The organism is Orrella marina (assembly GCF_003058465.1).
Classification (GTDB): domain Bacteria; phylum Pseudomonadota; class Gammaproteobacteria; order Burkholderiales; family Burkholderiaceae_B; genus Algicoccus; species Algicoccus marinus.
The window spans coordinates 3,333,842-3,349,337 of record NZ_CP028901.1; the positions used below are offsets into that span (position 1 = coordinate 3,333,842).

At 56.4% G+C, this 15,496-nt stretch carries 16 protein-coding genes; 15 read left to right on the forward strand and 1 reads right to left on the reverse strand.

Annotation, left to right across the window (positions count from 1 at the left end):
* The first annotated feature begins 199 nt into the window (after window positions 1-199).
* From DBV39_RS15145 to DBV39_RS15170, 6 genes are all read left to right on the forward strand, one after another.
* Entirely contained in the window at window positions 200-1,192 is a 993-nt protein-coding gene (locus DBV39_RS15145; protein WP_108622253.1) for a Bug family tripartite tricarboxylate transporter substrate binding protein, read from the forward strand.
* A gap of 30 nt (window positions 1,193-1,222) precedes the next feature.
* Entirely contained in the window at window positions 1,223-2,905 is a 1,683-nt protein-coding gene (locus DBV39_RS15150) for an amidase (RefSeq protein ID WP_108622254.1), read from the forward strand.
* A gap of 45 nt (window positions 2,906-2,950) precedes the next feature.
* A complete protein-coding gene (locus tag DBV39_RS15155; protein ID WP_108622255.1) occupies window positions 2,951-3,718 on the forward strand; it encodes a cysteine hydrolase family protein in 768 nt (255 codons plus the stop codon).
* Window positions 3,681-4,040 (forward strand): tripartite tricarboxylate transporter substrate-binding protein, encoded by a 360-nt coding sequence (locus tag DBV39_RS15160; RefSeq protein WP_159078982.1) that lies wholly within the window; start codon window positions 3,681-3,683, stop codon window positions 4,038-4,040. The genes DBV39_RS15155 and DBV39_RS15160 overlap by 38 nt, the downstream gene beginning before the upstream one ends.
* A 349-nt stretch (window positions 4,041-4,389) precedes the next feature.
* Window positions 4,390-4,641, forward strand: a complete 252-nt coding sequence (locus DBV39_RS15165; RefSeq protein WP_108622257.1) for a hypothetical protein — start codon at window positions 4,390-4,392, stop codon at window positions 4,639-4,641.
* Window positions 4,642-4,929: 288 nt separating this feature from the next.
* On the forward strand, window positions 4,930-5,460 hold the full coding sequence (locus tag DBV39_RS15170) for a hypothetical protein (RefSeq protein WP_159078983.1): 531 nt from the start codon (window positions 4,930-4,932) through the stop codon (window positions 5,458-5,460).
* On the opposite strand, the gene DBV39_RS15175 is transcribed toward DBV39_RS15170, so the two are convergent.
* Complete coding sequence (locus DBV39_RS15175; protein WP_108622259.1) at window positions 5,429-6,514, reverse strand: isocitrate/isopropylmalate dehydrogenase family protein; 1,086 nt, start codon at window positions 6,512-6,514, stop codon at window positions 5,429-5,431. The genes DBV39_RS15170 and DBV39_RS15175 overlap by 32 nt on opposite strands.
* An 881-nt stretch (window positions 6,515-7,395) precedes the next feature.
* On the opposite strand from DBV39_RS15175, the gene DBV39_RS15185 reads away from it, so the two are divergent.
* From DBV39_RS15185 to DBV39_RS15225, 9 genes are all read left to right on the forward strand, one after another.
* Window positions 7,396-8,295 carry an SDR family oxidoreductase gene (locus DBV39_RS15185; RefSeq protein ID WP_108622261.1) on the forward strand — a complete coding sequence of 300 codons (900 nt, stop codon included), beginning with the start codon at window positions 7,396-7,398 and terminating at the stop codon, window positions 8,293-8,295.
* A 191-nt stretch (window positions 8,296-8,486) separates the two neighbouring features.
* On the forward strand, window positions 8,487-9,377 hold the full coding sequence (locus tag DBV39_RS15190; protein ID WP_108622262.1) for a LysR family transcriptional regulator: 891 nt from the start codon (window positions 8,487-8,489) through the stop codon (window positions 9,375-9,377).
* Window positions 9,378-9,456: 79 nt separating this feature from the next.
* On the forward strand, window positions 9,457-10,290 hold the full coding sequence (locus DBV39_RS15195) for an enoyl-CoA hydratase (RefSeq protein ID WP_108622263.1): 834 nt from the start codon (window positions 9,457-9,459) through the stop codon (window positions 10,288-10,290).
* Window positions 10,291-10,349: 59 nt separating this feature from the next.
* Entirely contained in the window at window positions 10,350-11,027 is a 678-nt protein-coding gene (locus tag DBV39_RS15200; RefSeq protein ID WP_108622264.1) for a 3-oxoacid CoA-transferase subunit A, read from the forward strand.
* A gap of 77 nt (window positions 11,028-11,104) precedes the next feature.
* Entirely contained in the window at window positions 11,105-11,722 is a 618-nt protein-coding gene (locus tag DBV39_RS15205) for a 3-oxoacid CoA-transferase subunit B (RefSeq protein ID WP_265416065.1), read from the forward strand.
* 128 nt (window positions 11,723-11,850) lie between these two features.
* Window positions 11,851-12,966: an ABC transporter substrate-binding protein gene (locus DBV39_RS15210; protein ID WP_108622266.1), complete on the forward strand. Its 1,116-nt coding sequence runs from the start codon at window positions 11,851-11,853 to the stop codon at window positions 12,964-12,966.
* Between the two features lie 24 nt (window positions 12,967-12,990).
* Window positions 12,991-13,863, forward strand: coding sequence for a branched-chain amino acid ABC transporter permease (locus tag DBV39_RS15215; protein ID WP_108622267.1), 873 nt, complete (start codon window positions 12,991-12,993; stop codon window positions 13,861-13,863).
* Window positions 13,864-13,868: 5 nt separating this feature from the next.
* A complete protein-coding gene (locus DBV39_RS15220) occupies window positions 13,869-14,753 on the forward strand; it encodes a branched-chain amino acid ABC transporter permease (protein ID WP_108622268.1) in 885 nt (294 codons plus the stop codon).
* Window positions 14,750-15,496, forward strand: coding sequence for an ABC transporter ATP-binding protein (locus tag DBV39_RS15225; RefSeq protein WP_108622269.1), 747 nt, complete (start codon window positions 14,750-14,752; stop codon window positions 15,494-15,496). The genes DBV39_RS15220 and DBV39_RS15225 overlap by 4 nt, the downstream gene beginning before the upstream one ends.

Consider the following 15,496-nt stretch of genomic DNA (forward strand, 5'->3'; position numbering starts at 1 on the left):
GCAAATTGGTCATTCACCGATGCAGAGGCAATGCTGTCCTATGGGACATGATTTTCCTTATCGTTTAAGGATTGCTGAAGCAGAGTGTCCACGGTTCGGCTCCTGCCCTTTCTGACCTGGTCACGCAGCAGGTGAACGTCTCCAGCAGTTTCGTTGCAGGTAGCAAGCGTCATTTCCACCCAAAGAGAAGAGGTTCATCATGAATAAACGACGCCATACATTGAAGACAGCATTGGCCGTGTGCGCCATGGGCGCAATCGGCTCGGCTGCAGCCGTGTTTCCGGCAACTGTTCTGGCGGACAAATGGCCTGAACGTCCTGTTCATATCGTGGTGCCATTTGCGCCCGGTGGCAGCAATGATGTCATTGCACGTCGACTGGCGGAGAGCTTGCGTCAGTCAACCGGTCAGGCTTACATCGTGGAGAACAAGCCAGGCGCGGGAAGTGTTGTCGGAGCCGGACACGTTGCGAAGTCTGATCCGGATGGCTACACCATTTTGTTCGTCTCTGGTTCGCTTGCCACATCGGCGGGAGCCCAGAAAACACCGTATGACACCAAAACCGCGTTCGAACCGATCACGACGGTGGCTGAAGCACCATTTGTGCTGCTGACACGGGAAGGATTCCCGGCGAAGACTGTTCCCGAACTTATAGAGTATGCAAGGGCCAATCCAGGCAAAGTTAATTACGGCACCGCAGGTCTGGGTGACAACGCGCAGTTGATGACAGAGCTGCTCTCGCGTGAGACGGGCGTCACGATGCAGGGCATTGCATACAAAGGGATCAGCCCTGCCCAGATCGATCTGATTGCCGGAAGGATTGACATTCTGTTCACGACCATTGCCTCCATTAAGGGGACACCGGCCGATAGCCTGCCCAAGATTGCGTTTACCGGTGCGACCCGGGATCCGGACTATCCCGATATCCCGACCGTCAAAGAGCAGACGGGTCTGGATTACGTGGTCAATGTCTGGTGGGGAACATTCGGGCCTGCGGGCATGGACCGGACAGCGCGTGATACCTTGAACACAGAGATCAGGAAGGCGGTTGCAACGCCGGAGTTTACGCAGTTCCTGGCGACGCTTGGTTCCAGACCGGCGACATCCACGCCTGATGAGTTGCGCGAGTTGCTCGCCAAGGATGTTGATCGCTGGACTGAAACCGCCACTGCGATCGGTATTCGTCCGCAGTAACTCTTTCTTGAGATTCATCTGGAAGTTGACATGACCACGAGCAATGACGAGGCAAGGTTTCTTGAACTTGCAGCACAGTACATCGGTGACAGTTCAATCAGGATGCATGGTGTTGTCGCGCGGACCGATCCGACGGTCCTTGCCTCGGAGGTTGTTCGTCTGAACCGCAACGTCATGCAGGCAGCGAGCAAGGGCGTGGACCCATTTCTCCAGCCTGCCAGCTTCCAGAGTCTCTTGCTTGAAAGTGCACAATGCGCAACACAACAAAGTGGTGCGTCACCAGAACGTCGGTCAGCGTCTCGTTCGGTGTCCCGAACGATGCCCTTATCCCAGCCGGGCTCGTCGCACCCGACTCTGACTCAGACAGCACGACTGCTGCGCGAAGGTACGGTGACTTGCGTGGAACTTGCCCAGACAGCACTCGACAAGGTCACGGCAACGCAGCTTTCGCTCAACGCGTTTCTGATCACCTGGGCGGACAATGCGATGGAGACTGCTGCAACTCTGGACCGCGAGTTGCGGGCAGGTCGGGATCGCGGCATCTTGCATGGTATTCCACTGGCTCATAAAGACTGCTTCAACGTTTTTGGGCATGCAGCGACGATCGGCTCCAAAGCCAGACCAGCTGTACCCGCCAGTACTAACGCGACCATTATTGACCGTCTGGAGCTGGCAGGTTCAATTAATGTGGGCACGTTGAATCTGAGTGAAATGGTTGCTGGTCCGACAGGTCAGAATCCAATCTTCGGGGATTGCGGCAACGCGATCGACCCAGAGAGGATATCGGGAGGGTCTTCCAGCGGCTCAGGAAGTGCTGTTGCCGCTGGAATCGTGTATGGCTCGATCGGTAGTGATACCGGTGGCTCCATCCGGATACCGGCATCGCTCAATGGCTTGTATGGCATGAAGCCTACGTATGGACGCATCTCTAGGGCCGGATGCTTCCCGAGAGCGTACTCGGTCGACTGCCCCGGACCGCTTGCCCGGACTGCTGAGGATTGTGCCGCCCTTCTTCAGGCAGTTGCCGGTCACGATCCGGCCGATCCATCCTCTTTGCCCGGCGATGTGCCTGACTATCTTGGCTCCCTTGACCACGCGGCTTTGGGCAGTCAGGTTGCCACGCTGGATCTGGGTGAGGGGTACGAATGTGATCCGGAGATCGCGACTGTATTTGAAGGGTTTGTGGGCTCTGTTGAGCAGATGTTTGGCACTGTGCGCGATGTCCTGTACCCGGAAGTGGAACGGTGCAATGCGCTCAGTGACGTGATATCCAAGGTTGAGGCAGCCACGGTACATGCGCAGTGGATGCGCCAGAATCCACAGACCTACTCGCAATCGGTTTACACCCGCACGGAAACCGGCCTTCATATTCCGGCGGTCCGTTACATGGAAGCACTGGTTTGCCGTATAGAGGTCCTCCAATCGTTTCTGAGGGAGCAGATGCAGGATAACGACATCCTGATCTGCCCAACGGTGACGATTCCGACACCGCTACGTGGCGAGGTGGATATGGATAGTCCCGACGCCATGATGCGTACTGTCCGGGCGCTGACCTGTCTCACACGCCCGTTTAACTATCTGGGGTTACCCGTCCTGACTATGCCAATTGGCAGGGACAGCAACGGGATGCCGATTGGTGCCCAGATCATTGGTCGACCACTGAGCGAAGCCCGACTACTTTCATTTGCGCACCTCATGTCTGCAACGGCTTGAGGTGCGCTATTACGCAAGACTGATTTACAAAATAAAGAGGCCGGCATGACATCGAAACCATGGGATCAATATCTGGGAGATCAGGATCGTAAGGTTCTGGAGAAGGGTAAGTTCGCTCGCCGGATGGGGTTTGGAAGCAAGCCCGCGATCATCGTTGTGGACGTCCAGAAGTTCATGGTCGGAGTCCAGGGCGAGGAAGATCAGTGGCCTTCGAGCGGAGGGCAGTCGGCACACGATGCGGTTGCACAGATTGTCTCGCTGGTGGGGCAAGGGCAAAAGCATGGCGTGCCCGTCTTTTTTACCCGCTTCGAGATTGCCCCGGATGGCCGAGACATGGGCGTCTATGCAAGAAAGCGCGATTTGCTGTCGAATCCACACTGGTGTCTGGCGGGGGAAGTGGGCTCGGAAATGGTCGATGCGCTGATTCCGACTGACAATGACATCGAGTTCGTCAAGAAAAAGCCGAGCTGCTTTCATGGAACGCCATTGCTGGGATATCTCATCGATCGACAGATCGACACCGTGATCATTGTCGGAGGATCGACCAGCAACTGTGTGCGGGCAACGGTGTTTGATGCGGCCTCCTACAACTACAGGGTCATCATCCCGCAACAGGCCGTGTTTGATCGCTTTCCGATATCCAACGCCATCAGCTTGTTTGACATGGACCGGCAGTTCGCGGATGTGGTCGATGTGTCGGAGGTTAGGAACTATTTTGAAGGACTGCCGATACCAGCAGACAGACAGGTATGGCTAGAGCGCGCTGATTCTTTTTGTGATCGGGTTACCGGTTGCGATCAAGCCGCAGATTGATGGCGGTGAACTCAAACCGATTGCCCAGTTCTGGCCCGAAAGAACCTCTAGTCTGCCGGATGTGCCAACACTGAAGGAAATCGGGGTGGATCTGACGCTTAGCGTCAACCTGGGCATCTTCTCGCCGACAGGCACACCTGAGGACATCATCAAGACTGTGAGCGACGCGGCTCAGAAGGTTCTGACATCTCCAGAGTACCTGGAGTGGGCGTCGAGCCGTATGGTCAATCCAGCGTTCTTGCCGGCCGCAGATTACGCGGCACTGGTTGATCAGGAGCGCGTGTTGTATCAGCGGATTGTCCCTACGCTCAACTTGAACTAAGGGAGATGACTCAAGTTTGATTTGAACGGTGCGACCACTACCGTCTTCCAGTAAGTCCGAACAGGAGGATTGTTGTGGTCTTTCCGCGTTGTGGTCTTTCCATCAAGCAAACGAGGGTTGCAGAAACACGAACCCCTCAGAGTCTGTGCTGACACCTTCCTGTACAAAGTTCGTGTACCTCTCGTACATACTACGACGTCATCACATCAAGGCACTTGCAAGCCTGCTTTACAATCCGCGACACGCTCGCGTCACGCTAGTCCCTGGGTGTCTGCATCTGCGCTTGCGTCACCTGTTTCAGGCAGAACGGACATCTAACACCGCGGTTATCCCTTGCCCTACAGTGGAGATGCCTGCCGAATTCATCGCATCCCGTGTTTCGGGGAAGGTTAGCAAGCCGGCATTGGCGTTGACATGGGTGGTGGGGATGCTCACGCTGGGCACGGCGACACCACACATTCTTCGGGCCATCGGTGTTCTCTGTCCATGGCAGCATGTGCTCGCGGGTGCAACGCTACTGGCCCTGATCGGTGGGGGGCACTGGTCTTCGCGGTTGGCGATGGTCCGTATCGTTCGTCACCCGGTGCAGCCTTGCGTCTGAATGCGAAAGACCTTCGAACGCTTTTACAAACCCTGAGATTGCGTGCGTCAGTTGGTGGCTACCTCCGACACATGTGGGAGCTTTATGCCTTCTGGGCTGTCGTACCCATACTGTGTGCGGCCATTGTTAATGCAATGTATACAGGCGTCCCTCATGGTGCAATCATTACGTCTGATCCGCGCGGTGCTGGTCTGGAATTGATGTACTGGTTGATTGCCATTGTCGTTGCAATCGGCGCGGCCAGCTGTCTGCTTGGCGGGTATGCAAGCAACTGGATCGGAAGCGCTCGTGTGGCGTTCATTGCGCTCGCAGGGTCCGGGCCTGATCTGTCTCGTTTATCCTCTGATATCGCCTTCTGCCGTCACGTTCAAAGTGGTTCTGTTGCTGCTGTGGGGTGTTTCGGTGGGTGCGGACCCTCCACAGTTCTTGACCATGTCGTCGCAGGCAGCCCCGAGTGCCTTGCCCGGGCCTGCGCTCGAGCTGCAAAACGAAATCGGGTTCCTGATTTCCGCGATCTCGATTGTGCTGCTGAGCAAAGCCATGCCGTACTGGGGTGAAGGTGCCTCGCGGTCGCTGGTGCCTTGGCCCCTACTCGGGCTATGGGCCATGCACAGTTTGTTACGCTCAGACACAGTGGGTTCAGCGAGTGATGCAGGGGCCTCAGAACCTCTCTTTATGCTTGAGCCCTCACTTTGCATGTCCAGCCTGGACGTAGGACACTACTTTGTGCCCAGCGCCACGCTGCCCATCGGGACTGTCAGGGCAGGCGTGGATCGTCGGGCACTGATCAGACCATGGCCTCGCAGACGGCTTTCGTGAATGCGGAGCATCTTGCCGTTCCGCCCAGATCGGTCGGCACGACTTCGCCTTTTTCGAGGACGGTGTTGACGGCAGCTTCGATCCGGCCGGCTGCCTGAGCCAGTTGCGGGTCATTGTGACAGGTCGATAGCCAGTTGAGCATCAGGCAGGCCGAAAGCAGGGTGGCCACAGGGCTTGCCAGGTCTTGACCGGCGATATCCGGAGCCGATCCATGAGCCCCTTGAAATAGTCCGTGATTGTCACCGAGCTCTGCAGAGGGGGATACTCCCATGCCGCCCACAGTTGCGGCACCGAGATCTGAAATGATGTCGCCGAACATATTCTCGGTGACGATGACGTCATAGAAATCCGGTCGTTTGATTTGATGCACCGTCATCGCGTCGGCGTAGGCGTAATCTGTCTCGACGTCAGGGTAGTTGACACCGACTTCATTACACACGGCACGAAAATAGGCGTACGAACGCAAGATGTTGGCTTTGTCGCAGATCGTCACGCGTGGTTTGCCATCACGCAGTGCGCCGTTTCTCTGGCGTGCCAGTTCGTATGAGAATCGCGCAACGCGCTCGATTCCTTTGCGTGTCATCACGAGCGTATCGGTTGCCACTTCGTCTCGCATGACGATCCCGCCACCGCGGCTCGCGTACAGGCCCTCGGTGTTCTCTCGTACGATCACGTAGTCGATTGATCCGCCGTCATGATCCCTTAGGGGAGAACGGACGCCTTTGAGTAGCTTGATGGGACGCATGTTTGCGTACAGGTCCAGACGGAACCGCAGGCGCAGGTGCAGGTCATTGCCCACTTCGGTGCCGTCAGGGTAGGTGATGCCAGGCATGCCAGCTGCTCCGTGCAGGATTGCATGCATGTCCCGGCAGGCAGTGAAGGTATCTTCGGGTAGAACTTCACCCGACTTCTGGTAATGATCCGCTCCGCCATCGAGCATCTCGAAATGCAGCGTGTCAGAACCCAATGCTTCTTTGAGTACAGTGATTGTGGATTGTGCGACTTCAGGTCCGATCCCGTCACCTTCAATGGTGGCAATGTTGTATCGCGCCATGTGAGTTATCCCCTCTGTTGTTCATGACGCCAGTATGCCAAGCGGCAGGTGTGGTGTGCATGGGTGAGCATCTGGTGGGCTCCATATTCGGGTACTTGTCACTCCATCTTTCGTTGACCGCTTCCGTCAATCTGCTCTGATGGGTCAGTCGCAACGAATTCGCTTTATCCTGCTGATGGCAATGCCTCGTTATCTGGAACACAGTCAAGAATCTTGTTTCAGGTGAGTATTCCGCTTGATCGTGACCACCTTCGGACCATCAGCTGGGCGTTGCTTCTGGACAATTGAATTTGTAGGCGTGATTCTGGCGTCGACCCTGTGACCAGGGCCGGCGTTGAGTAGCCAGAGGAACTTCGTTGGTGTTCCGGAGAGCACTGGTGGCGATCAGGGATTCAATCTGAGAGAGATGCTGCTGCGAGTGCAGGTATCCAATCGATATCAAAATACTCTGAAGAAGATCCTGCATCTGAACGGTTGATGCCTCAGGGCGTTAGGTCGGCAGATATTGGTTACCGATGTTGTCCTGAAGTAAGCCGACAGTGGTGCGAGTACTTCACGCATGGACGTAGTCTTGTCCGTTCTGTGATGTGCGGCAGGATGACAGGTTGGTGGAAAGACGCCATCCCTGTTCATGTCAGAGGACTTGATTCGATGATCATGTGACTGAACAGTGACTGCGCGCTGAAGGCGACTTCCCATACTTGGAGCCAGCCTTCCCGGAAACAACAGGTTGTTGTGAAGCGGTAAGACTTTAAAGGTCTTACAAACGATAAATTAAGTGTTAGACATTGCATGTCCGGTGTTTCAAACTTCATCCAAACATCATAAGAACCCTATCAATCGGAATGTTGTGGGGTTCAATATAAATCGGAGACTGTTTCATGTTTATCCCGGAATTGTTCAAGGGACATCGCGTGTTGGTGACAGGTGGGGGAACTGGTCTAGGCAAGGAGATTGCGGAGCATCTTCTGTCGCTTGGTGCAACGATCTACATCTGTGGTCGGCGTGAATCTGTGTTGCAGGAAGCGGCGCAGGAATTGATGGACCAGCACGGAGGATGCGTCAAGTGGGTTTCTGTTGACTTGCGGGATGCAGCGTCAGTTGACGCCGCCATCGAATCAATCTGGGCGGATGGTCCGCTGACTGGACTGGTCAACAACGCAGCCGGCAATTTCATCAGCAGGACGGAAGATTTGTCTCCGCGTGGTTTTGATGCCGTCGCCAACACCGTTTTACATGGCACTTTCTATGTCACGCATGCGGTGGGCAAGCGCTGGATCGAACAAGGCCTCAGGGGGTCGATTCTGTCGATTGTGGTGACCTGGGTTAAAACTGGCTCACCCTATGTGGTGCCTTCAGCGATGTCCAAGGCCGGGATTGACGTGATGACCAAGTCCCTTGCAACGGAATGGGGACACTATGGTATTCGACTCAATGCCATCGCACCCGGTATCTTCCCGACCGAAGGCGCGACGGCTCGCCTGCGTCCCGCAGACAATCCTCACGCGCGCGAAATTGCAGACAATCCAATGCGTCGGCTTGGCAGGATGTCCGAGTTGACCAATCTTGCTGCGTTCCTGATGGCTGATGGAGCCGAGTGGATCAATGGTGAAACCATCTCCATTGACGGCGGTTATCACCTCGCTCAAGGTGCATACTTTACTCATTACTCTGAATGGACTGATGAGCAGTGGACGCAGGCTCGTGAACGCATCAAGGCGCAGACCGCGAAGGACAAGGCTTTGCGAACGGCGGATACAGGGCGCAAGACTCAGGCCTGAGCAATCGGCTGTGCGTCAGATTGAATGGTGCAGATACATTCATGAGCTGGTTTTAGAGGCCAGGGAACGCGGTTGATGGTGAGGCCCGGATGATTGTGTTGCAAAGAATCGGGTGGTGGGGTGTCGACAAGGCCGATAGATAGGCCGGCCTGTTAGTCGGCAGTTCATGATTTCTGAGTTGTGAGAATCGATTGGAATTACGTCAGTTGCGCTACTTTCTGGCGGTCGCCCAGGAGCTTCATTTCGGACGTGCTGCCGAGAAGGTTCATATTGCCCAGTCCCCGCTGTCGCGGCAGATCCGTCAGCTCGAGGACTCGCTGGGCGTGAAGCTTTTCAATCGAACCCGGCACCGCGTGGAGCTCACAGAGGCAGGGCGTGCTTTCATCGCGCATGCCCGAGCGGTCCTGGCGACGACCGAGCAGGCCCGTCAAGGTGCGGTCAAAGCAGCCGCAGGGCTGTACGGCAGGGTTTCGATCGGATACACGAACTCCGCGATCTATACCTTGTTTCCGCGACTGCTGGTGCAACATCGCCGTACCCACCCGCAGGTCGAGATTGTCTTGCGTGACAGCCTGCTCACGCCCATGCAGATCGATGCGCTGATCGACCGCAAGCTGGATATCGGATTCTTGCGCCCACCCGTCGGAAACGCGGCAATCGAGACTTTTGTGGTCGCCAGGCAGACTCTTTTAATGGCGTGCCCGGCTGGTCATCCTCTGTTGCAGAATGAGGAAGTGGATCTTTCCCGGTTTGCCGATCAACCGTTTGTGATGTTCTCCAGGGGACTGGACTCTGCCCTGACGACCACCATGTTGCGTGTCTGTCACGAGGCCGGGTTTCATCCACACATCGAACAGGAGGTGGGTGACGTGCCGACGATGATCAGCCTGGTTGCCCACGGGATGGGGGTCGCGCTGGTTCCTTCCTCAGCGCGTGAGATGGAGTTTCGGGGAGTGGAGTTTCGCAACATCAAGGGCGTAGAACAGGAGCTTGTCATGGCTATGGCGTGGAACCAGGAAGTGGAGTCACCGGCGCGGGACAGCTTCATCAAACTGGTCAAAGCAGTTGTTGAACAGGAATGAACATGCACCCAATCCAGATGGCCGAGATCGGGACTGAATCTGTGCTGGAACTTGTAAAAGAAACGTTCAGGAGCGCGTTGTGAGTCAATGGAATCGAACAGAAGGAGAGTTGTTGCAGACGTTGATCGACGGGGTCCTGATTCTGTCTCTTAATCGACCGAAGCAGCACAACGCGCTCACCCTCGGTATGTACGCGGGTTTGCGTGATGCGCTGGTTCAGGCTAACCAAAGCCCTGATGTAAGAGTCGTGGTTCTGGAGGGTGTTGGCGCGTCGTTCTGCTCCGGAGGTGATGTGTCGCGAATGGCATCGAACGCCACGGCAAGCGCAAAGGAGGGGGCATCATCCGATCAGGCCACTCGTGAGGCGGACCTGAGACGTCGCACGGAGATCGTTGAACTCTTGCATCAGACATCGAAGCCAACGATCGCACTGCTGCGCGGTCACGTGGTCGGTGCTGGATTGTCTCTCGCGCTTGCCTGTGACATTCGACTTGGGGACGCGACGATTCGCATGATGACAGGGTTTGCCCGGGTCGGGTTGTCGGGCGACTTTGGTGGCCACTACTTTTTGCCGCGTATTGTTGGTATGGCCAGAGCGCGCGAGATGTACTTGCTGTCCCGACCGGTTCTGGGAGAGCAGGCGCTTGAACTGGGGTTGGTCACTGAACTCGTCGATGCCGGGATCCTGCGTGAGCACGGACTGAAGCTGGCCCGAGACCTAGCCGATGGCCCCACGTTTGCCTATGCCAGTATCAAGGCCAATCTGAACGACGGACTGGACGCCGATCTGTCCAGGATGCTTGATCTTGAGGCGCAACGGCACGTCGCGTGTGTCGAGTCAGCAGATCACAAAGAGGCTGTCACGGCGTTTCAGCAAAAGCGCGCTCCGCAGTTTCGTAACCACACAACTTGAAAGCTGCACATGAAGACAGCAAGGTAACCAGACAGAATGACCGTCAGACAGGATAAGAAATGATTGATAAACGTGTTCAGAGTATCGCGAACGCCCTGGAGGGTTTGCGAGATGACTCCACGATCTTGGTGGGAGGATTCAGTACCTCGGGCAGACCTTCCGATTTGCTGCGTGGTGTGCTCGAGTTGGGCATCAGGGGCCTGACGTTGATTGCCAACAACGCAACGACCGGCACGGATGTGGTGGCAGACATGCTTCACGCCGGTGTCATCCGCAAGATTGTCTGCTCGTTTCCTCGCGGTATCGAAGGGCATAGCATTTTTGATGATCTCTACCAGGCCGGAAAGATTGATATCGAGCTTGTTCCTCAAGGAACACTGGCGGAGCGGATCCGGGCAGGTTCGGCGGGTATCGGCGGTTTTTTTACCCGGACGGCGGCCGGTACTGAGTTGGCCAAGGGCAAGGAGTCCCGCATGATCGACGGCAAGTTGTACGTCCTGGAGCAGCCTTTGCGCGCGGATGTGGCCTTGATACGCGGGCAATGTGGCGACCGGATGGGTAATCTGACGTATCACCGCGGTGCCAGGGTAAACAATCCGGTGATGGCGGGGGCAGCAGACCTCACCATCGCGCAGGTGGCCCAGATTGTCGAGGTGGGTGCGATTGATCCGGAACACGTCGTCACACCCGGAATTTTTGTGGATCGTCTGGTGGAGGTCACATGCAGCAAGGAGTGAAACCCAACTTGGGCGCACAGTCGCCCACGCCGTGCGGACTGGCGCGAGAAGACATTGCGCGTGTAGTCGCCAACGACATGCCAGATGGCGCTTACGTCAATCTGGGCATCGGCTTGCCGACCAAGATCGCGAATTATGTGGCGCGTGAGAAGGAGGTGCAGTTGCAGAGCGAGCAAGGGCTTCTCGGTCTTGGCCCGGCACCCGAACCCGGACAGGAAGACCCCGATGTAGTCAACGCTGGCAAGGGGTTCGTGACGCTGTTGCCAGGTGCATCCGTGTTCAGTCATAGCGATTCGTTTCTGATGATTCGCGGCGGGCATATCGACATCGCCTGTCTTGGTGCATTTCAGGTGGCTGCAAACGGTGACATTGCCAACTGGTCAACGGGATCTGACAAGTTCGCGCCGGGCGTGGGTGGTGCGATGGATCTGGCTGCGGGTGCCAGACAGGTCTGGGTGTTGATGGAACACTGCCAAAAGGATGGCGCACCCAGAGTGCTGGAAAGGTGCACATATCCCTTGACCGGTATGGGTTGCGTCAACAGGATCTATACCAATTTCGCGCTCATGACCATTACCGAAGCAGGCTTGCGGGTTGATCGAATGGTTGAAGGTATGACGCTGGAGGACTTGCAGGCAATTACGCAGGCAAGCTTGATATTGGCACCGGACTGTAGCGTTTACCGTCCGGACTGACAGTTTCAAGAAACGCGCTTCGCGACTCTGAAGCCAGTGTCGTAGCGCGAATGTAGTGAGTGAATCTTTTCGATCACCAGACTTAGGAATGTGTATGGTCTGGATAACAACATAGTGAGGGGACTGAAATGAAGAAATTACTCAGCGCACTGGTGATTTGCCAGGCCATGGTTGCTGGATCAGCGGTTGCGCAGGATATCAAACTGGGGGCAGCATTTCCGTTGAGCGGACCCAATGCCGAAGCAGGACAACTCTTTGCAACAGGTATCGATCTCGCGGTCGAACACATCAATGCTGATAAGCGTTTGAATGGATCGTTTGGTGTGGTCTACGAAGACAGTCAGGCCTTGCCGACCCAAGGTGTGATTGCCGCCAACAAACTGATCAACGTTGAGCGTGTGCCCTATATTCTTTCAGCTTACACCGGTGTGTCCAAGGCAGTCGCACCACTCGGTCAGCGTAATCAGGTTGTGATTGTGAATGGGGGTGGTGTGGGTCCTGACCTGGCGGAACTCGGACCGTACTTCTGGAACGTCATTCCTCTGGCCAACCTGGAAGTAGCCACCATGGTGCCATTTCTGGTCAAGGACAAGGGTCTCAAGCGCGTGGCCCTCGTTTACATCGATGATCCACTTGGCGATGCCGCAAAAAAGGTGCTCGACAAGGAACTCAAGGCGGCAGGTGCCGAATTGGTGGGGGCGTTCTCTATCCCCGCATCGGCCCAGCAGTTCTCGGGTATTGCAGCGCGTGTGAGAGATACCCGTCCCGATGCCGTCTACATCGCATCCTATGGCAACCAGCAGGTGCAATTGACCAAGCAGTTGCGAGACAACGGGGTCAGTCAACCCATCGCGAGTTATTCGGTTTTTTCAATGCCGTCGATGCTTGCACTTCCAGAGGCCCAGGGCAGCTTCTTTACCAGTCAGGAAGTGAATCGCCAGAGTCAGGATGCGCGTACCCAGCGCATGGTCAAGGACTACACAGCCAAACATGGCAAGGAGCCGAACACCTACGCTATCAACTACTACAACGCCACGATGTTGTTCGCAGATCTGGTCGAAGCACTGCAGAAGGAAGGCAAGGCGATAACGGGCGCCAACCTGCTTGAGAAGCGTCAGGCGACTCCTTCGTTTCAGTTTGTCGGTTCGACTGTTTCGTTCCAGGATGACGGTACGGTCAGGGCACCGGTTCAGGTGAACGAGATTGCCAATGGAACGACCAAGATCGTCAAACCCGGCAAATAATCAGCTTCAAGGAAGAGTGGCGTCATGCTGTATTTGCAACTATTGGTTAACGGCATACAGACCGGGGCGATGTATGCCCTGATTGCCGCGGGATTCTCGCTGATCTTCGGGATGACCAGGGTGTTTCACGCGGCACATGGTGCCACCTTCACGATTGCCGGTTTCGTGTTCTACGAGTGTTACCAGGTGTTCGAGCTCGGACTGATCCTCTCGGTTCTGGGCTCGGCCCTGGCTGCGGGTCTGTTTGGCATGTTGCTCAACCGCTGGGTCTATGTGGTGATTCAGCGCCATGAGGGGTCGTTTTTTACCGTCTTTGCGGCGTCATTTGGTGCTGCGATCGTGGTCGAGAACCTGATCGCCATTTTCTTTGGCAAGGGTCTGATGACGGTCAGCACCGACTGGAGCCGCAGTGTCGAGATGATGCCGGGGCTCTTTGTTGCACCGATGTCGTTTGTCGCGGTGATTGTGGCCATCGTCTGCTTTGCCATTTTGCACTGGCTGTTCACCCACACGAGTCTGGGGGTGGCGCTACGGGCGCTGGGCGAGAATCCGATGCTGATCGATGTGTTCGGTCTGAACCAGCGCGAGCTTGGCAAGTACGCCTTTCTGATTGGGTCCGTGCTGGTGGTGCCGGCTGCGGTGCTCACGGCCACGACCACCGGTTTGAGTGCCTCGATGGGGCATCACATCATGATGATCAGTATCGCGGCCACGATCGTGGGGGGTGTGGGCAGTCTGCGAGGCGCGGCCATGGCCGGGATGCTCTTTGGACTGGCCGAGAACCTGAGTCTTGCATTCTTTGAGCCGCAGTGGAGCGAAGCGGTCACCTTCGTGATCCTGTTTCTTTTCATCATCTTTCGTCCGGGCGGTTTCTACGGGCGAGCCATCGTGTCATAAAAGCCATGCTTGCCTATCTTCAGAACATTTTCATCCTGTTCTCGATCAACGCGATTCTGGCGCTGACGCTGAACTTCATCATGGGCTATGCGGGCATCTTCTCGCTCGCCCATGCCATCTTCTTCGGGGTGGGGGCCTATACGGCTGCCTACGTGGCGTTGAACTTCACCGATTCGCTACTGCTGTGCATGCTGGCGGCCATGGGCTTGTCCGCCATTCTGTCCATGGCACTGGCCTTGCCCGCGCTGCGCGTGCGCGGTGAGTACTTTGTAGCGGCGTCCCTGGGCCTGCAGATTATTGGTGTGACCATCTTTTCTGAATGGAAGTCGGTCACCGGTGGTCTGGGCGGCATGGTCGGCATTCCGCCGCCGGTGCTGTTTGGCTACACGTTCACCAGTACCAGCCAGTTCGTGGGGCTGTCGCTGGCGATTTTGCTGGGGGTGCTGGGGGTGCTGGCGCTACTGGTCAGGGGCAGCTTTGGACGGAGCCTGATGGCCATTCGCGATAGCGAATCGGCCGCCCAGGCCTACGGCAAGCACGTCAACGCGATCAAGACGCTGTCGGTTGCGGTGTCAGCGGCGCTTGCGGCGCTGGGTGGCGGCTTGTACGCGTTTTACATGAGCTTTGTGAACGTCGAGGTGTTCACGCTGAACATGTCGATCCTGCTGATGGCGATGGTCATCATCGGAGGCACCGGCACGTTGATGGGGCCACTCGTGGGGGCGGCCATCGTCATGGCACTGCCTGCGGCACTGACCTATCTGCCGTTCATTCCGCCGGGCGAGCTCGGCACGATCCAGCAGATCATCTATGGCGCAGCCATGGTCATTCTGATGATGTACCGGCCGGGTGGTCTGGTTGGTGGACGCAGCAAGGAAAAGTCAGCATGAGTCAAACGCGTTCCTCGAACGAGATCCTGCTCGAGATCCGGGGTCTGAACAAGAATTTTGGTGGTTTGCAGGCGATTTCCGAAGTGTCGCTGGATTTGCCTGCGGGGATCATTACGACCCTGGTCGGACCCAACGGCGCGGGCAAGACGACGCTGTTCAACATGGTGACCGGGCACCTGGTGCCTACGAGCGGAACCATCCACTGGCTTGGCGAGCCGCTGGTGAGCATGCCCCCCTGGAAAATCGCGCGAAAGGGGATCGGGCGCACCTTTCAGGATCTGCGGCTCTTTAATCACATGACCGTGCAGGAGAACATCCAGAGCGTCATGGAGAACAGCAGCTGGCTGTGGCAGTTCGGTGCCTCTGATGCGGCGCGCATCGACGAGATTCTGGAGGAGACTGGCCTGGCGGCCAAGCGCAACGAGCGGGCCGTGGATCTGGCGTATGCCGAGCGCAAGTTTTTAAGCATGGCCCGGATCATGGCAGCCAAGTCCAAACTTTGGCTGCTCGATGAGCCAGCCTCGGGTCTGGATCCACGCTCATTCGATCGTTTCGTGGCGTTGCTCAAGGACTACGCGCGTCGAGGGGTGACGATCTGCATCATCGAGCACAACCTCGATATCGTGATCCAGCTCTCGGACACGGTGGCGTTTCTGGATCAGGGCAAGGTGCTGGCACAAGGATCGTCAGAGGAGATTCTGAAAGATCCCCATCTGGCTGCAATTTACTTTGGAGATCGATGA